16 protein-coding genes are annotated in these 17,130 nt (G+C 70.5%); 13 read left to right on the top strand and 3 right to left on the bottom strand.

Features of this window, described 5'->3' with window-relative positions; translation table 11 throughout:
- Positions 1-37 precede the first annotated feature (37 nt).
- From OHA61_RS15975 to OHA61_RS15940, 8 genes are all read left to right on the top strand, one after another.
- Positions 38-682 (top strand): HAD family hydrolase, encoded by a 645-nt coding sequence (locus OHA61_RS15975; RefSeq protein WP_406303579.1) that lies wholly within the window; start codon positions 38-40, stop codon positions 680-682.
- Positions 683-725: 43 nt separating this feature from the next.
- Positions 726-1,979, top strand: a complete 1,254-nt coding sequence (locus OHA61_RS15970) for an MFS transporter (protein WP_406303578.1) — start codon at positions 726-728, stop codon at positions 1,977-1,979.
- Complete coding sequence (locus OHA61_RS15965; RefSeq protein ID WP_406303577.1) at positions 1,930-3,105, top strand: acetoin utilization protein AcuC; 1,176 nt, start codon at positions 1,930-1,932, stop codon at positions 3,103-3,105. Before OHA61_RS15970 ends, OHA61_RS15965 begins: the two co-directional genes overlap by 50 nt.
- A gap of 714 nt (positions 3,106-3,819) precedes the next feature.
- Positions 3,820-4,635 (top strand): phosphatase, encoded by an 816-nt coding sequence (locus OHA61_RS15960; protein WP_406303576.1) that lies wholly within the window; start codon positions 3,820-3,822, stop codon positions 4,633-4,635.
- Positions 4,636-4,763: 128 nt separating this feature from the next.
- Positions 4,764-4,976, top strand: a complete 213-nt coding sequence (locus tag OHA61_RS15955; RefSeq protein WP_014046653.1) for a helix-turn-helix domain-containing protein — start codon at positions 4,764-4,766, stop codon at positions 4,974-4,976.
- Positions 4,977-5,098: 122 nt separating this feature from the next.
- Positions 5,099-5,197, top strand: a complete 99-nt coding sequence (locus tag OHA61_RS15950; protein ID WP_003948845.1) for a 30S ribosomal protein bS22 — start codon at positions 5,099-5,101, stop codon at positions 5,195-5,197.
- 295 nt (positions 5,198-5,492) lie between these two features.
- Positions 5,493-6,581: an NAD-dependent epimerase/dehydratase family protein gene (locus OHA61_RS15945; protein WP_406303575.1), complete on the top strand. Its 1,089-nt coding sequence runs from the start codon at positions 5,493-5,495 to the stop codon at positions 6,579-6,581.
- Positions 6,582-6,596: 15 nt separating this feature from the next.
- Positions 6,597-7,655: a lysophospholipid acyltransferase family protein gene (locus OHA61_RS15940; protein WP_406303574.1), complete on the top strand. Its 1,059-nt coding sequence runs from the start codon at positions 6,597-6,599 to the stop codon at positions 7,653-7,655.
- Between the two features lie 66 nt (positions 7,656-7,721).
- On the opposite strand, the gene OHA61_RS15935 is transcribed toward OHA61_RS15940, so the two are convergent.
- From OHA61_RS15935 to OHA61_RS15925, 3 genes are all read right to left on the bottom strand, one after another.
- Positions 7,722-8,888: a DUF5667 domain-containing protein gene (locus OHA61_RS15935; RefSeq protein WP_406303573.1), complete on the bottom strand. Its 1,167-nt coding sequence runs from the start codon at positions 8,886-8,888 to the stop codon at positions 7,722-7,724.
- A gap of 220 nt (positions 8,889-9,108) precedes the next feature.
- Positions 9,109-9,957, bottom strand: coding sequence for an ECF subfamily RNA polymerase sigma factor, BldN family (locus OHA61_RS15930; protein ID WP_406303572.1), 849 nt, complete (start codon positions 9,955-9,957; stop codon positions 9,109-9,111).
- Positions 9,958-10,306: 349 nt separating this feature from the next.
- The gene (locus tag OHA61_RS15925) at positions 10,307-11,254 is read right to left on the bottom strand and encodes an HAD family hydrolase (protein ID WP_406303571.1); all 948 of its coding nucleotides are present in this window, start codon (positions 11,252-11,254) and stop codon (positions 10,307-10,309) included.
- 146 nt (positions 11,255-11,400) lie between these two features.
- Between OHA61_RS15925 and OHA61_RS15920 the strand changes: the two genes are divergently transcribed.
- The 5 genes from OHA61_RS15920 to OHA61_RS15900 all read left to right on the top strand — a co-directional run bounded on the left by OHA61_RS15920 (position 11,401) and on the right by OHA61_RS15900 (position 17,053).
- Entirely contained in the window at positions 11,401-11,676 is a 276-nt protein-coding gene (locus tag OHA61_RS15920) for a glutaredoxin family protein (protein WP_406303570.1), read from the top strand.
- 331 nt (positions 11,677-12,007) lie between these two features.
- Positions 12,008-12,736, top strand: coding sequence for a redox-sensing transcriptional repressor Rex (locus OHA61_RS15915; RefSeq protein WP_142214354.1), 729 nt, complete (start codon positions 12,008-12,010; stop codon positions 12,734-12,736).
- A complete protein-coding gene (locus tag OHA61_RS15910) occupies positions 12,733-14,418 on the top strand; it encodes a glutamyl-tRNA reductase (protein ID WP_406303569.1) in 1,686 nt (561 codons plus the stop codon). The genes OHA61_RS15915 and OHA61_RS15910 overlap by 4 nt, the downstream gene beginning before the upstream one ends.
- Complete coding sequence (gene hemC, locus OHA61_RS15905; protein WP_406303568.1) at positions 14,415-15,389, top strand: hydroxymethylbilane synthase; 975 nt, start codon at positions 14,415-14,417, stop codon at positions 15,387-15,389. Before OHA61_RS15910 ends, hemC begins: the two co-directional genes overlap by 4 nt.
- Positions 15,386-17,053, top strand: a complete 1,668-nt coding sequence (locus OHA61_RS15900; RefSeq protein WP_406303567.1) for a uroporphyrinogen-III synthase — start codon at positions 15,386-15,388, stop codon at positions 17,051-17,053. Before hemC ends, OHA61_RS15900 begins: the two co-directional genes overlap by 4 nt.
- Positions 17,054-17,130 lie beyond the last annotated feature (77 nt).

Here is a 17,130-nt window from a genome sequence, read left to right as displayed (position 1 = left end):
TTGTGCGTCAGGCGTGGGGCCCTCCTAGGCTGGGGGCATGCGCTACGACCTTGTCATTTTCGACAACGACGGTGTGCTCGTCGACAGCGAGCCCATCTCCAACACCATCCTCGCCGGGTATCTGACCGAGCTCGGGCACCCCACCTCGTACGAGGACTCCCTGCGGGATTACATGGGGGCCGCTGTGCATCGCATACACGACATAGTTATGGAACGGACCGGGCAGACGCTGCCCGCGGATTTCGACGACACCCTGCATGCTCGCGTCTTTGCCGCCTTCGAGCGGGAGCTGGTCGCCGTCGACGGTGTGACGGACGTGCTGGAGAAGCTGGTCGCGGACTCGGTGCCGTACTGCGTCGCGTCGTCCGGGAGCCATGAGCGGATCCGGGTCGGGCACCGCAGGACCGGGCTGGACCGGTGGTTCGAGGACGGGACGGTGTTCAGCGCGCAGGATGTGGGGCGGGGGAAGCCGGCGCCGGATCTGTTTCTGCATGCCGCCGAGCGGATGGGGGTCGCGCCGGAGCGGTGCGTCGTCGTGGAGGACAGTCGCCTCGGGGTGGCGGCGGCCAGGGCGGCCGGGATGGATGTGTACGGGTTCACGGCGATGACCGCGGCCGAGACGCTGGCGGGGGCCAGGGGGTACTTCGGGGAGATGGCGGAGTTGCCCGCATTGCTTGCGTGATCGATCTACCCATGGGTAGAGGAGCGCCCTACGCTGTCCGGCCATGACAGATGCGCGGTTGCGGCACGGGCGTGCCTCCTTGGCGTTGAGCTTTTTCGCGCAGGGAGTGGCGTTCGCGCTGCTCGTGACGCGCATACCGGCGATCCAGGACCGGTACGGGATATCCGACGGGCTGCTGCCCGCCTTTCTCGCGGCCGTGCCGGTGCTGGCCGGGGTGGCGAGTGTCGTCACCGAGCGGCTGGTGCGGAGGGTCGCGCCGAGTGTGGTGCTCCGGTGGGCGCAGCCGGTTGTGCTGCTGGCACTGCTCGGGGTCGCCGCGGGCGACGAGCTGTGGCAGGTGGCGCTCGCGCTCGGGGTGTTCGGGCTGGCGGTGGGTGCGCTTGATGCGTCCATGAACATGCTCGGGGTGAGCCTGCAGAGGGCGTACGGGCGCAGCATCATGCTCGGTTTCCACGCGGCGTACAGCCTGGGCGGGATCGCGGGTGCCTCGCTCGCATGGGCCGGGGCGCACTGGCATCTGTCGCTGCTTGTCTCGTATCTGCCGGTGGTGGGTGTGCTGCTGCCCGCGGCACTGATCGGGAGCCGGTGGTACGCGGACGGGGAAAGGGGCGGGCCGGTCCCGGCCGAGGGCCTGGGCGAGGCTCAGGGCGAGGGGAAGCAGACGGGGGTCGCGTTCAAGCTGCTGCTGCCGCTCTGCCTGGTGATGACCTTCGCGTACATCGGGGACTCGACGGTCTCCAACTGGAGCGCGAAGTATCTGCAGGACGTGCTGGGCAGCTCGGAGGAGCTGGCGACCGTCCCGTACAACGCATACATGGTCACGACGCTGCTCGGCCGGGCCGTCGGGGATCTGGGGGTCCGGCGGTTCGGGGCGGCGGCTGTGGTCCGTTGCGGGACCGGGCTGGCAGCGGCTGGATTCGGCGTGGTGGCCGTGGCGCCCGGAGCGTGGGCGGGGATTCTCGGGTTCACGATGCTGGGGCTCGGGCTGTGTGTGATCGTGCCGCAGACCTTTGCGGCGGCGGGGCGCCGGGCCGTCGAGAGCGGCGATCCGGGGGCCAGCGACGCTGCGGTGGCGCGGCTGAATGTATTCAACTACGTGGGGTTTCTGATCGGTTCGCCGTTGGTGGGGGCGCTCGGGGACGCGTGGAGCTACCGGTGGGCGATGGTCGTGCCGATGGTGCTGGTGCTGATGACCTTGCGGTACACCAGGTCGTTCGATGCGCAACAAGCCGGATACCGTGGCGGGCATGAGCGGCCGCGGGTTGTTGATGTGGGACGAGGCGGTAACGAAGTATGACTTCGGGGACGGCCATCCGATGGATCCGGTGCGGCTTGCGCTGACCATGGGGTTGGTGCGGGCGTACGGGCTGGATCGCGTCGTCGATGTGGTGGCGGCCAAGCCGGCCGGCGACTCGACGCTGCGGCTCGTACACCGCGAGGACTATGTGGCGGCGGTGCGGGCGGCGTCGGCGGATCCGCGGGCTGCGGATCAGGCGTACGGGCTGGGGACTGTCGACGATCCTGCCTTCGCGGGGATGCACGAGGCAGCGGCGCTGATCGCGGGGCAGTCCGTGGGGGCCGCGGAAGCGGTGTGGCGCGGGGAGGCGACGCACGCGGTGAACTTCGCGGGCGGGCTGCATCATGCGATGCCGGGGTCGGCGGCGGGGTTCTGCGTGTACAACGACGCGTCGCTGGCGATCGCGCGGCTGCTGGAGCTCGGGGCGGAGCGGGTCGCGTACGTGGACGTCGATGTGCATCACGGGGACGGGGTGCAGGCGGCGTTCTGGGACGACCCGCGGGTGCTGACGATCTCGCTGCACGAGCATCCGCGGATGCTGTTTCCGGGGACCGGGTGGCCGGAAGAGACGGGCGGGTCGGGGCCGGGTGAGGGCTCGGCCGTGAACCTGGCGCTGCCGGCGGGGACGGGGGACGCGGGATGGCTGCGGGCGTTCCACGCGGTGGTGCCGGAGCTGCTGGCGGATTTCCGGCCGCAGGTGCTCGTGACGCAGCACGGGGCGGATACGCACTTCGAGGATCCGCTGGCGCATCTCGCGGTGTCGCTGGACGCGCAGCGGGCGGTGCAGGAGTCGTGTCATGCGTTGGCCCACGAGTGGGTCGAGGGCGGGCGGTGGGTCGCGCTCGGGGGCGGTGGGTACGCGGTGGTGGATGTCGTACCGCGGTCGTGGACGCATTTGGTGGGGATCGCGGGGCATGCGCCGGTGGACCCGGAGTCGGTGATTCCGTCGTCGTGGCGCGATGAGGTGTACGCGCGGACGCGGCAGTTGGGGCCGGGGCGGATGACGGATGGGCGCGATCCGCAGTGGCGGTCGTGGGAAGAGGGGTACGACCCGGCGGACCGGCTGGACCAGGCGGTGCGGGCGACGCGGGGCGCGGTGTTTCCGTTGCGGGGGTTGTTGGCGTAGGAGCGCGGTGGCGGGCCCGAGGGTGGTGCGGGTGGCCGCTGCGCGGGGCGTTTCCCCCACCCCGCCCTCCCCCTACGGCCTGGCGGCCGTGGGAGGTACCCCCATCCCGAACCGCGGGCTCCGCCCCGGACCCCGGGGTTTCCCCACCCGCCCGCCCTTGAGTTGTGGGGGTACGGGGTACCCCCACGCCCCCGGCGTGCTCGGTCGGGCGACCGCTGCGCGGCGCCCGGTGGGGCGAGTGCCTCGCTCTCGGCCGCGGCGCCCGCTGCGGCGGGGCAGCTTTCTGTTGCGGGTGCGGTCGCCGACCGCTTCGCGCCGCCCCGGCCGGCCGAGCTGTGGCGCCGGTCCGAACTGCGGGCCGAGGCCCGCCGGATATGAGCCATTCGGCACCAGCTTCGCGGTGCCCGGGGCGCGTCGCTACGGCTCGTCCCCCCACGCGCCCGCGGCGGCCGCAGCCTGGCACTGCCGGGCGCGTTCGGGGTCCTTCATCGCGGCGCCCGCTGCGGCGGGGGCAGCTTCCTGGCGTCGGCGCGGTCGCCCGACCGCTTTGCGCCGCCCGGCCGGCCGGCCCCGGAGGCGTGCGGCGCGACCCGAGCCGGTGGAGGACGGCCGCCCTCGCGGGCGCCTGGCGCCGACCATGTGCCATTACGCCAACTGTGCGTGGTATTCCTCCTTTTGGCCCGGGATTCTTCCCCGTGCGGCAGCATCAACCGTGTGTTGAGTACCGGAGCCCTGCGTGCGCATCTCTTGGCCGCTCGGTTGGCCGGGCCCGTGGCCACCTCGCGGGAGGAGAGTCTGCGCAGTTATCGGCTCTTCGCCGCCAGGGATCCCCGCGTCACCCTCGGGCTCGTTCCCGAATGGGACTGGAGCGAGCGGGACTTGATCGCGTTGATGGCCGACAAGTGCGGGGTCTCCCGCGATCCCGCGCATGTCGTCGGGCCGGATGTGATTGATCCCGAGCGGACGCTGAGCGCGCTCAGGGCCTTTGCCGAGCGGCTCGGGGACGTGGCCGCCCGCCGTGGGGCAGTGTTGATCGGGACCGGGCATCCGCATCGGCTGCTCGGGTTCTACGCCGCGCTGGCAGACGCTTTGTCGGCAGTGGGGTGCCAGGTCCTCACACCCGCGCAGGGGCGATGTGTCGACATAACGACCCGGTTCGGCGTACGCACGTACAACCTTGAGTACGTACGAGGAGTCGCGCTGGTGCGGGAACCCGGAGCGCAGGGCGCCGCCGGTGACACCGGCGCACACACCCATTCGCCGCTCCCGGTTCGGGCCGCCCTGGAGGGTCTTGCGCAGGGCGGCGGGCCGCTGCCCGAGCTGGTCGTCGGGGACCATGGCTGGGTCTGCGGGGCAGGTCAGCTGGGGATTGAGGCCATCGGCCTCGCCGATACCGACGATCCGGCCCTGTTCGTCGGCGAGGCCGAGGGCCGCGTGTCCGTAGTCGTTCCGCTTGATGACGCTGTGCGGTCTGATTACTACCGACCGCTGACTCGCTATGTACTCAATCGAGCGTGTCTGTCACAGTAGGCGGCCGATGGCTGCTCCTCTTCCCCACTCGCATCACCCGCCCCTAGTCTGGGGAGTGAGCGCACAGCGACGAAGAGTCACCGGAGGGGAAGCCGGTGTGCGTCGTGTGCGGAAGGTACAGGTGGGTCATGGCTGCTGGCAGCGAGAGGCCTCTCAATGAGGTCAAGTTTCTTACCGTGGCGGAAGTCGCCTCGGTAATGCGAGTGTCGAAGATGACGGTGTACCGCTTGGTACACAGCGGTCATCTGCCGGCGATCCGGGTGGGCAGGTCCTTCCGGGTTCCGGAGCAAGCAGTTCACGAGTACCTCCGCGAATCTTTCGTGGGGGTGGAATCGGCGTAGCCGGAGCCGGTCGGTTCCCCTCGGATTACGGGCTCGGAGCTCGGGCGGGTAGGCTAGGCCGACGTAGGTCGTGTGGGCCCAGACGCCCCGCACCGAGTGAAGAGAAGTGAGCGAGGGTAGTCGTGGGCTCTGTTATCAAGAAGCGGCGCAAGCGGATGGCTAAGAAGAAGCACCGCAAGCTGCTCAAGCGCACCCGCGTTCAGCGTCGCAACAAGAAGTAAGCGATAGCTGTTCGTGTCGCCGCGGCCCTCCCACCAGCACGGTGGGAGGGCCGCGGTGGTTTTCGGCCGCGTGGCAAAAGTGCGTCGCGTGGTCATCACAGCGCAACACCGAACCGCTACGGTGACGCGTGAGAGTGGGACCTAGGCCGTGTTTGAGAACTAGCGCCGTCCGCCCGTAGGGCGGGGCTCGCGGAGTCTGGTGCGTGCAATCGCACTGCCAGGCGTCGCGAGCCAGGCGGGAGTTCTCAAACACGGCCTAGGCTGACCTAGGCGGAGCTATGGGAAGGCGCTGATCTTGGGGAAGGTCGTGCTCGTCACCGGAGTGGCCCGGCAGCTCGGAGGCCGTCTCGTACGGCGCATCCAGCGGGATCCCGACGTGGACCGGGTCATCGGCGTCGATGCGGTGGGGCCCGAGCACCATCTCGGTGGAGCCGATTTCGTCCGCGCGGACATCCGCCAGCCCGCAATAGGGCGCGTACTGGCCGAGCACGGCGTCGACACGGTCGTCCATATGGATGTCACCGGTACACCACTGGGCGCGGGCGGCCGGACGACGGTCAAGGAGACCAATGTCATCGGCACCATGCAGCTGCTCGGCGCCTGCCAGAAGTCGCCGACCGTCAAGCGGCTGGTGATCAAGTCCAGTACGAGCGTGTACGGCTCCGCGCCGCGCGATCCGGCGGTCTTCACCGAGACCACCCCGCCCAAGTCCCTGCCGAGCGGTGGCTTCGCGAAGGACGCGGTGGAGGTCGAGGGGTACGTACGCGGATTCGCCCGGCGGCGGCCCGATGTGGCCGTCTGCGTGCTGCGCTTCGCGAACATCCTCGGGCCGTGCGCGGACTCCCCGCTCGCCGAGTTCTTCTCACTGCCCGTCATGCCGACCGTCTTCGGCTACGACCCGCGGCTGCAGTTCGTCCACGAGGACGACGTGATCGACGTGCTGCGGATCGCCCTGCACGAGCCGCGGCGCGGGACGCTCAACAGCGGCACGTTCAATATCGCGGGCGACGGTGTGCTGCTGCTCTCGCAGTGCTCACGGCGGCTGGGGCGGCCCACGATGCCGGTCCTGCTGCCCGCGGTCACCTGGGTCGGCTCCGCGCTGCGTACGGTCGGTGTCACGGACTTCTCGCCCGAGCAGATCCGGCTGCTCACCCATGGCCGGGTGGTGAGCACCGACCAGATGCGCGAGACACTGGGCTTCAACCCGAAGTACACGACCGCGGAGACGTTCGCGGACTTCGCCCGCAGCCGGGGCCCGGGGCTGCTGCCGCCGGAAGCCCTGGCCAAGGCTGTTGACCAGGTGGCGGCGGCACTGCCCTGCGGGGGCAGTGCGCGTACGAAAGCCACGAAGGCCACGAAGACGGCTCAGAGCGACGCCGAATAAGGAGCGCAGCCAACGATGGCGGACGCCAAGGTCATTCCGTTCGACGACGACCGTTCGCGTGCCGGCGCGCAGCGTGGTGCGCGGCGACGCCCTGCGGGGGGCCGCCGGAAGGTCGAGCCCGCGGCGGTACACGAGGTTCCGGTCAGCCCTCTGCCGGGGCATCAGGGGGTCCTGAAGGCTTCCGAGACGCCCGGCGAGGAGCCCGGGGCGCTCCCGCAGCCTGTGGGCGACGGTGGCGGCTGGGAGCGGCGTATCGCGGGCGGGCTGGCGTTTCTGCGCCGGCGGATCACCGGTGACTACGAGGTCGACGAGTTCGGCTACGACAAGGAGCTCACCGACCAGGTCCTGATGTCGATGGTCCGGCCGCTGTACGAGAAGTACTTCCGGGTCGAGGTGAAGGGCATCGAGAACATCCCGTCCGACGGCGGGGCGCTGGTGGTGGCCAACCACTCCGGGACGCTTCCGCTGGACGGGCTGATGATGCAGGTCGCCGTTCACGACAACCACCCGGCGAACCGGCATCTGCGGCTGCTCGCCGCGGACCTGGTCTTCATGCTGCCCGTGGTCAACGAACTGGCCCGCAAGGCCGGGCACACGCTGGCCTGCTCGGAGGACGCCGAGCGGCTGCTGCAGCGCGGTGAGGTCGTCGGGGTCATGCCGGAGGGCTTCAAGGGCATCGGCAAGCCGTTCAGCGACCGCTACAAGCTTCAGCGGTTCGGGCGCGGCGGGTTCGTGTCGACGGCGCTGCGGGCCGGGGCGCCGATCGTGCCGTGCTCGATCGTCGGGGCGGAGGAGATCTACCCGATGCTCGGCAACGCGAAGACACTGGCGCGGCTGCTGGGGTTCCCGTACTTCCCGATCACGCCGACGTTTCCGTGGCTGGGGCCGCTGGGTGCGGTGCCGCTGCCGACGAAGTGGACGATTCAGTTCGGCGAGCCGATTCCGACGGACGGGTACCCGCCGGAGGCGGCCGAGGATCCGATGCTGATGTTCAACCTGACGGACCAGGTCCGGGAGCAGATCCAGCACACGCTGTACAAGCTGCTGGTTCAGCGCCGGTCCGTGTTCTTCTGACGCTTCTGACCTGCGTGGCAGGGAGGGCTTCCCCTCCCTGCCACGCAGAGCCAGTGCCCAATGCCGCTAGTCGTCGCTCTCGAAGCCGAGACCCGGCAGGATCCCCGGCAGCAGCGGCGGGATCGTCACATCCGGCTGCGGCACCGTCGAGGTGTTGCCGGACGGGGACGGCGATGCGCCGGTCGCCGGGGGCTCGAACAGGCCGCCCGTGTTGCCGCCGAGCAGGCCCTCGTCCGCCGTGGTGGTCGAGCCCGACGGGTCGGGGCCGCTGTCTCCCGGCGGGCTGTCGTCCGCGCCGGGTGAGGCCGGTGACGTACGACCGGGGCCCATGGTGCGTCCGGAGTCCTGCGTGGAGCCGGACGGCTGGGAGCCGCGGCCCTTCTCCGGGGCCCGGGGCAGCAGCGACTCCAGCGGGCCGACCTCCTGGTCTATGGCGTCGAAGGCGGAGTTCACCTCGTCGCCGACGTCGGCCAGCTGAGCGGGCAGCCGGTCGCGCAGACCGTTCCATGTGTCGCGGTGGGACCTGGCGAACGAATTGAGCGTCGCCATCGGGCCGAGCGAGCCGTCCCGCTGGTACTCCGCGTGCAACAGGCGGTGGCCCTCGCTCACGTCGTGCCGCATGCCGTTGAGCGCGCGGCGGACCTCGCCCAGCGATTCGTGGTCCAAGGCACCCGCGCGGCCCCGCTCCATCAGGCGCCGGGCCTCGCTCAGGCGGGTGGACGCCTGGTCGAGGTAGAGCTCGCCGCGGTCGGAGTCGTCGTCCGCCAGGCCGAGCTTGAAATCTTCCATGCCACGCTTCAGCCCGTAGAGCGAGTCACCGGGCAGCGCGTCGGAACTGGCCGCGGCCACCCCGCTGAAGGCTCCCGCGGCGACTCCGACGGTCAAGCCGCCGGCCGCGAGGCCCTTCGACCAGCGGGAGCGTGGTCGCAATTTCCGGAGTGGGGAGGCGCGATGGGCGCCCCGGCCGGTCCGCTGCCCGGGCACCGCGGAGCCCGGGGACGCACCTGCCGAGGCGAACATCTCTTCCATGGCGGCCACGAGCTGTGCTCGCTGCACCACTTTGACCTCGGGATCCATCTCCGGTTTCGGCAGCTCGCCGAGACCGTTCGCCAGAGCCAACAGCCGTCCGGGCTCGGTCGGTTCGACCGATTCTTCGGGCTGCCCGGCCGCCTGATCTTCCAAGGCCTGGGCGAAGGCGCTCGCCCGCCGGTGCGCCGATACGTTCGCGATCACTGGCGGCACCTCCTCTCGTCATGACGATCGACTCCCCTGGGGGTCTGGAGGGTTGCACGCCTTGAGCACATCCACACGATCGAGTGAGTGGCTGTGGGCAGGGCGTGACCACAGGGAGCCTGCATCCCGCACAACGAGCGTCGCGGCACTTGGGTTACGCGCGAAGGATGATCGGACCAGTGCGTCATCGAGGCGTCACCGATTGTGAGTTGGGGTGGGGTCAGCGGGCGTCGTCGGGAAGGAGCCGGGCAAGGGTGCGCACCGCGCGGTACTGGAGGGTTTTGATCGCACCCTCGTTCTTGCCCATGACCCTGGCCGTCTCGGCGACCGAGAGGCCCTGCAGGAAGCGCAGAGTGACGCACTCCTGCTGCTGGGGGTTGAGCTTTCGGACGGCTTCCAGCAGTGCGGCGTTCGAAAGGGACTCCAGGACGGAGTCCTCGGGGCTGCGCTCGACCTCGTTGGCGTCGAGCATTTCGCCGGTGGTGACCTCCAGCCGGAAGCGGCTGGACTTGAAGTGGTCGGCCACCAGATTGCGGGCGATGGTGACCAGCCAGGCGCCGAAGTCCCGGCCCTGCCAGGTGAAGGTGGAGATACGGCGCAGGGCGCGCAGGAAGGTCTCGCTGGTGAGGTCCTCCGCCGTCGCCTTTCCGCCCACCCGGTAGTAGATGTAGCGGTAGACGGTGTCGCTGTACTGGTCGTAGAGACGGCCGAAGGCATCGGCCTCGCCCGCCTGGGCGCGCTCGACCAGCTCCATCATGCGTGCGCTGTCACTGTCGGCACTCGGGCGGCGGGCGGTGGTCGAGGCGCCGGAGCCGCCCCGGCTGCCCCGTCTGCCCACGCCCCGCCCGTCGCCCGGCCGCCGCCCCTCAACGACAGGGCTGCGCCCAGGCACCTTTTCGATGCCGTCGGCCAGGGCGTAGCAAGGGGCGGCGGGGCCGCTGACGGCAAGGCGGGGCATGGCGAATGCGGGGACGGCGTACGCGGTGGGGACGAAGCCGCGCAAGTGGTCGAGGACCGCTGCGCGCAGCGTAGCCAGGCCCGAGGCGTCAACCCCGACGTGTGGGTACACGGGACTCCCAGAGGCAGAGCTTCCATCACGTGCAGTGCGGGACCATTCACCCGTCGTGGGGACTGGTGGTGGTCCGTCATGCGTCTGAGGAGAATAACGCTTCGTACAGGCAGTGCTACACCCAGTTGCTCAAATCGCCGTTTCCGTCGCTTCCGTTACGTCTCGGCGACGTATCAAGTAGCAGATTGTGAACGTTTGTTGATCGAATCGCGTCGCGATCTGTCCGGTCGGGCAGTGGATTGCGCCCGCGCCGTGGCAACGGGACTGGCCGGGGGCGCGCCGGGGCAAGGCCCCCGGAATGGCGGGGTGCGTGCCGCCCGTGTCCACCGGGAAACCGGGCAGGTGTGCGTCAGCGGCGGCGGCGGTGCAGGGCGACCGCTGCGGCGGTTCCGCCCGCGATGGCGCCCACACCGGCGGCGGCCGGAATGCCCACCTTGGCCGCCTTGCGGCCCGTCCGGTAGTCGCGCAGCCGCCACTCGCGGGCGCGCGCGTGCTTGCGGAGCTTGGTGTCCGGGTTGATGGCGTACGGATGTCCCACCAGGGACAGCATGGGGATGTCGTTGTGCGAGTCGCTGTACGCCGCGCAGCGCGTCAGGTCCAGGCCCTCGGCGTGGGCCAGCGCCCGTACGGCCTCCGCCTTGGCGGGTCCGTGCAGCGGTTCGCCGACCAGCCTGCCGGTGTACACGCCGTCGACGGACTCGGCGACGGTGCCCAGCGCGCCGGTCAAGCCGAGACGGCGGGCGATGATCGTCGCGGTCTCCACGGGGGCCGCGGTCACCAGCCAGACCTTCTGGCCCGCGTCGAGGTGCGCCTGGGCGAGTGCGCGGGTGCCCGGCCAGATGCGGTCGGCCATGTACTCGTCGTAGATCTCCTCGCCGATCGACATCAGCTCGGAGACGCGGTGGCCCTTGACGATGGACAGGGCGGACTCGCGGACGTCCTGCATATGGTCCGGGTCCTCGACGCCGGCGAGGCGGAACCAGGTCTGCTGCCAGGCGAAACGGGCCAGTTCGCGGCGCTGGAAGAACTTCCGCTTGTACAGGCCGCGGCCGAAGTGGAAGATCGCGGCGCCCTGCATCACGGTGTTGTCGAGGTCGAAGAAGGCGGCTGCCCGGTCGTCCCCCGCGACGGGGAAATCCGGTTCGGCCGGGGCAGTGCCGTCCTTCGCCTCGAGCGCGTCGAGTGCCTCGAACTGCTGTGACGACTTGCGCGCTGCCTCGGCTGCTGCCTCGCCTGCGAGCACGCTCCGCGCTGTGGCGGAGCGCCTACGGGGGGTGAGCCATCCCAGTGCGGCCATGTCGTGAGCATAGCCAGTCTGTTCGGTACTTCCCGACACGCCGGGATGCCATGGCGTGAACACTCTGCGACCTGCCTGTTAAACGGGCGATTCGTCAGGCGGGGCATGCGGGACGCATCGCGCGCGGGCTGGCGGAGAATGGCTGCATGAGTCCTGTGTTGCGGCGTACGAAGAAGAAGGCCGGCGAGCGTGTGGTGACGCTTATCGGGAAGCCGGGGTGTCATCTGTGTGACGACGCGAGGTCGGTGATCGAGGAGGTGTGCACCGAGACGGGTGCGTCCTTCGAGGAGAAGGACATCACTCAGGACGAAGTGCTGCACCGTGCCTACTGGGAGCAGATTCCGGTCGTCCTGGTCGACGGGGAGCAGCACACCTTCTGGCGCGTGGATGCCGGACGGCTTCGCCGCGCGCTGGGGGCCTGACCGGAAGGTTCGTGACCACCGTGCACGTTCTGCTGGGTTTTTCCGGCGGGTCCGGCTCTATCCGGACGCGACACGGACAGGGCACAGTAGAGCGGTCTCGGGGGCGCCATGGTGAGGAGTGTGTACGGCTTTGCCCCCTTCGGCTCTCCAACGGACCGATGCGGTTCACGGTTCCAGGATCGTGTGGCCGGATTGCGTGACCCCGGTCACTTTGCGCGGACAAAACGGACACCATCTTTGTGCACGCGTTCACAAAGACATAGCCTGCATTCGACGGGGCGGTCCTTGGACGTCTGGCCGCCTGCAGCCTCGCTCATCCCGCAGGAGCACCGTGGCAACTGGCCGAAATCACCGACCGGCGACCCGTAGCCGAGGAATCCCCGAGGCCACCGTCGCCCGTCTTCCGCTGTACCTGCGCGCACTGACCGCGCTGTCCGAGCGGTCCGTACCCACGGTCTCCTCCGAGGAGCTCGCGGCCGCCGCCGGGGTCAACTCCGCGAAGCTGCGCAAGGACTTCTCCTACCTCGGCTCCTACGGGACGCGGGGCGTCGGCTACGACGTGGAGTACCTCGTCTACCAGATCTCCCGTGAGCTCGGCCTCACGCAGGACTGGCCGGTTGTCATCGTCGGTATCGGTAACCTCGGCGCCGCGCTCGCCAACTACGGCGGGTTCGCCTCCCGTGGCTTCCGGGTCGCCGCGCTCATCGACGCCGACCCCACCATGGCCGGAAAGCCGGTCGCCGGGATTCCGGTCCAGCACACCGACGAACTCGAGAAGATCATCAGCGACAACGGGGTGTCCATCGGCGTCATCTCGACGCCCGCCGGTGCCGCGCAGCAGGTGTGCGAGCGCCTGATCGCCGCCGGTGTCACCTCCATCCTCAACTTCGCCCCCACCGTCCTCTCCGTGCCCGACGGCGTCGATGTGCGCAAGGTCGACCTCTCGATCGAGCTGCAGATCCTCGCCTTCCACGAGCAGCGGAAGGCCGGCGAGGAGGCCGAGGCCGCGGCAGGCCGGAAGGGACCGGACGGGGACATGCCCGCCGTGATGCCGGCATGAGCCTTCTGGTCGTCGGACTGAGCCACCGCAGTGCGCCGGTGAGCGTGCTGGAGCGGGCCTCGCTGTCCGCGGACGCGCAGATCAAGCTGCTCCAGGACACGCTGGCCGCGGAGCCCGCCACCGAGGCGGCTGTGCTGGCCACGTGCAACCGCATCGAGCTGTACGCGGACGTGGACAAGTTCCACGCGGGTGTCGCCGAGCTGTCCACGCTGCTCGCGCAGCACAGCGGCGTCGGGCTCGAGGAGCTCACTCCTTATCTCTACGTGCACTACGAGGACCGGGCCGTCCACCACCTCTTCTCGGTGGCCTGCGGACTTGACTCCATGGTCGTCGGCGAGGGCCAGATCCTCGGGCAGATCAAGGACGCCCTCGCGCTCGGGCAGGAGCTGCACACCGCGGGCCGCCTGATCAACGACCTCTTCCAGCAGGCGCTGCGCGTCGGCAAGCGCGCGCACAGCGAGACCGGGATCGACCGGGCCGGGCAGTCGCTCGTCACCTTCGGACTGGAGCAGCTCGCGGACGGCGCGGACGTCGAGGAGTGGGCCGCGGACAAGCGGGTGCTGGTGATCGGCGCCGGCTCGATGTCCTCGCTCGCCGCGACGACGCTCGCGCGCCTGCGTGTACGTGAACTGGTCATCGCCAACCGGACGCTGGAGCGTGCGGAGCGACTGGCCGCGGCGCTGGGCGAGCCGGGCGGGGTGACGGCGCGCGCGGTCGCGATGGACGGCCTCGACGATGAGCTGACACGTGCCGACGCCGTGGTGTCGTGCACCGGTGCGACGGGTCTTGTCCTGACGGCCGAGTCGATCGCGGCGGCCCTCGCGGTGGCGCCCTCCGCTCCGGACGCGGGTGCGGGCGACAGCCTGCGCGCGCCGGACGGCAGCCTGGTGGCGCGCCTTGCCGCGGCGGCGGCGCGGGACGGCCGCGTGGCCGACAAGTCGCTCGCGGGCACGTCGTTCGGCGACACGGGTGTGAGTAACACCGGTACGGACGCGGCGGTCTCCGCCCCGGACCCGGCGCCTCAAACGCCGGCGGGGCCGGAATTCGCCGATGCCTGCCCGGTGGGGCTGAACGACCGGCACGCCGACGAAGCTGCGCAGCACGCGGCCTGGGTCGACAACGCGGGACGGACCATCCGCACCGCTTCCGGCACCCGGACTACGCGGGCCAACGGCGACGTACGGATCGCGCTGCTCGATCTCGCCATGCCGCGGGACATCGACGGCGCCGTCCACCGCCTCGCCGGTGTGCGGCTCGTCGACATCGAGTCGCTCGCCGAGGCCTCCGCCGACGCTCCCATGGCCGCCGACGTGGACCAGGTGCGGCGCATCGTCTCCGACGAGGTCGCCGCCTTCGGCGCGGCCCAGCGCGCCGCGCACATCACTCCCACCGTCGTCGCCCTGCGCACGATGGCCGCCGATGTGGTCGCCGGTGAGATGGCGCGCCTGGAGGGCCGGTTGACCGGTCTCGACGAGAAGCAGCGCGCCGAGATCAACCAGACCGTGCGCCGCGTCGTCGACAAGCTCCTGCACGCGCCCACCGTGCGGGTCAAGCAGCTGGCCAGCGAGCCCGGCGGCGCCGGGTACGCGGACGCGCTGCGGACACTCTTCGACCTCGACCCGGAGACGGTCGCATCCGTCAGCCGGGCCGACATGAATGACCCGAATCGAGGGCGAGTATGACCGAGAGGGCCTTGAGGCTCGGGACCAGGCGCAGCGCGCTGGCCATGGCCCAGTCCGGGCAAGTGGCTGAGGCGGTGCGCCGGTTGACCGGCCGTGCCGTCGAGCTCGTCGAGATCACCACGTACGGAGACACCTCCCGTGAGCATCTCGCGCAGATCGGCGGTACGGGGGTCTTCGTCACCGCCCTGCGGGACGCCCTGCTGCGGGGTGACGTCGACTTCGCCGTCCACTCCCTGAAGGACCTGCCCACCGCGCAGCCCGAGGACCTGACGCTGGCGGCCGTGCCGCTGCGCGAGGACCCGCGGGACGCGCTCGTGGCCCGCGACGGGCTGACCTTCGACCGGCTGGCTGCTCCTTCCCCAAGGGGGGCTGCCCGGATCGGCACCGGTTCGCCGCGCCGCATGGCGCAGCTCAACGCGTACGCCCGCTCGCACGGCCTGAGCATCGAGACCGTGCCGATCCGCGGCAACGTCGACACCCGGATCGGATACGTACGCAGCGGAGAGCTGGACGCCGTGGTGCTTGCCGCGGCCGGGCTCAACCGCCTCGGCAGGACCGACGAGGTCACCGACTTCCTGTCGGTCGACTTCGTCCTGCCCGCCCCCGGCCAGGGGGCACTGGCGATCGAGTGTGCCGCGGTCAACGCGGACCTCGCCGCCGCGCTCGCCGAGCTCGACGACCCGCACACCCGGGCCGCCGTGACCGCCGAGCGTTCCCTGCTCGCCGCCCTGGAGGCCGGCTGCTCCGCACCTGTGGGTGCGCTGGCCGACCTGCTGGCCGACGGACAGGTTGTCACCGAAATGCGCCTGCGCGGCGTCGTCGGCACGACCGACGGCTCCACGCTGGTGCAGCTGTCCACCACCGGTCCCGTACCCACGTCGCACGGCGACGCCATCGCGCTCGGTCGCGAACTCGCGTCCGAGATGCTCGCCAAGGGTGCGGCCGGTCTTATGGGGGAGCGAGCACTTTGAGCCCCACCAGCCCCACCAACAACGCATCCTCGACGCTCTCGGCACACGGGCACGTCACTTTCCTCGGCGCCGGTCCCGGCGACCCCGGACTGCTGACACTGCGCGCCGTCGAAGCGCTCGCGGGAGCGGACGTACTGATCGCCGAACCGGATGTGCTCGACGTCGTACGCAGCCATGCGCGGGCGAATGTAAGCACGCCTGAACTGACGGTTGTTGACGACGCGTCAACAGCCGCCGGAATCCCCGTCCTCAGGGATGCGGCCAATCTTGTCATGGAGGCCGCGCGCCACGGCAAGCGGGTCGTCCGTGCGGTGACCGGCGATCCCGGCCTGGACACCGACGCAGGTCAGGAGATGCTCGCCTGCGCCGCGGAGGGGATTCCCTTCGAGGTCGTGCCCGGTGTCGCCACCGCGGTGGGTGTGCCCGCGTACGCCGGTGTGCCGCTGCGCGACGCGCAGGGTACGGACGTCCGCTTCGTCGACGCCCGCACCGCGAGCGAGCGTTGCTGGACCGAGGTCGGCGCGAGCGACGGCACGGTCGTCGTCTCCACGACACTGGAGACGGTCGCCGCGGCGGCGGGCGAGCTGGTGGCCGCGGGCCGCAAGCCCGACACCCCGCTGACCGTCACCGTCGCCGGTACCACGACGCGGCAGCGCACCTGGACCGCGACGCTCGGCACGATCGCCCAGACCCTGAAGCAGGCGAAGGTGCTGCCCTCGCCCGACGGCCACCAGTCCGTCATAGCCGTGGTCGGTGAGCGCAGTGCCGCTGCTCAGCGCGACCAGCTCGCGTGGTTCGAGTCCAAGCCGCTGTTCGGCTGGAAGGTGCTCGTGCCGCGGACCAAGGAGCAGGCGGCGTCGCTCTCCGACCAGCTTCGTTCGTACGGCGCGGTGCCGCACGAGGTTCCGACGATCGCCGTCGAGCCGCCGCGGACGCCGCAGCAGATGGAACGCGCGGTCAAGGGCCTGGTGACGGGCCGCTACGAGTGGATCGCCTTCACCTCGGTGAACGCCGTGAAGGCGGTGCGGGAGAAGTTCGAGGAATACGGGCTCGACGCGCGGGCCTTCGCGGGGATCAAGGTCGCGGCGGTGGGGGAGCAGACCGCGGCCTCACTGGTGGACTTCGGCGTGAAGCCGGACCTCGTACCGAGCGGTGAGCAGTCCGCGGCCGGTCTCCTGGAGGACTGGCCGCCGTATGACCCCGTCTTCGACCCGATCGACCGGGTCTTCCTGCCGCGGGCCGACATCGCGACCGAGACGCTGGTCGCGGGCCTGATCGAACTCGGCTGGGAGGTCGACGACGTCACGGCCTACCGGACCGTGCGGGCGTCGCCGCCGCCGGCGGACACGCGCGAGGCGATCAAGGGCGGCGGCTTCGACGCCGTTCTCTTCACGTCGTCGTCGACGGTGCGGAACCTGGTCGGCATCGCCGGAAAGCCGCACAACGTGACCGTGATCGCGTGCATCGGTCCTGCGACCGCGAAGACCGCGGAGGAGCACGGGCTGCGGGTGGACGTACTGTCCCCCGAGCCGTCGGTGCACAAGCTCGCGGAGGCGCTCGCGGAATTCGGGGCGCGGCGGAGGACGGCGGCGCTGGAGGCGGGGGAGCATGTGACGCGGCCGAGCGAGCGGCGTCCTGGCGGACGGCGTCGGCGGACGACGTAGCCCTGGCGGGCTGCGGTACGGGTTTCGCGGGGCGGGGCGGGGGTTTGTTCCCCCACCCCGCCCCTTCCCGTAACTGG

The organism is Streptomyces sp. NBC_00885 (assembly GCF_045207475.1).
Classification (GTDB): Bacteria; Actinomycetota; Actinomycetes; order Streptomycetales; family Streptomycetaceae; genus Streptomyces.
Note: the sequence above shows the minus strand (reverse complement) of the source record. Positions and strands in the feature narration are given on the sequence as shown.

Excerpts from the sequence above, each read along its gene's own strand:
- OHA61_RS15975 (WP_406303579.1), top strand. The coding sequence starts at position 38 with ATGCGCTACGACCTTGTCATTTTCGACAACGACGGTGTGCTCGTCGAC.
- OHA61_RS15970 (WP_406303578.1), top strand. The coding sequence starts at position 726 with ATGACAGATGCGCGGTTGCGGCACGGGCGTGCCTCCTTGGCGTTGAGC.
- OHA61_RS15965 (WP_406303577.1), top strand. The coding sequence starts at position 1,930 with ATGAGCGGCCGCGGGTTGTTGATGTGGGACGAGGCGGTAACGAAGTAT.
- OHA61_RS15955 (WP_014046653.1), top strand. The coding sequence starts at position 4,764 with ATGGCTGCTGGCAGCGAGAGGCCTCTCAATGAGGTCAAGTTTCTTACC.
- OHA61_RS15940 (WP_406303574.1), top strand. The coding sequence starts at position 6,597 with ATGGCGGACGCCAAGGTCATTCCGTTCGACGACGACCGTTCGCGTGCC.
- OHA61_RS15925 (WP_406303571.1), bottom strand. The coding sequence starts at position 11,254 with ATGGCCGCACTGGGATGGCTCACCCCCCGTAGGCGCTCCGCCACAGCG.
- OHA61_RS15920 (WP_406303570.1), top strand. The coding sequence starts at position 11,401 with ATGAGTCCTGTGTTGCGGCGTACGAAGAAGAAGGCCGGCGAGCGTGTG.
- OHA61_RS15910 (WP_406303569.1), top strand. The coding sequence starts at position 12,733 with ATGAGCCTTCTGGTCGTCGGACTGAGCCACCGCAGTGCGCCGGTGAGC.
- hemC (WP_406303568.1), top strand. The coding sequence starts at position 14,415 with ATGACCGAGAGGGCCTTGAGGCTCGGGACCAGGCGCAGCGCGCTGGCC.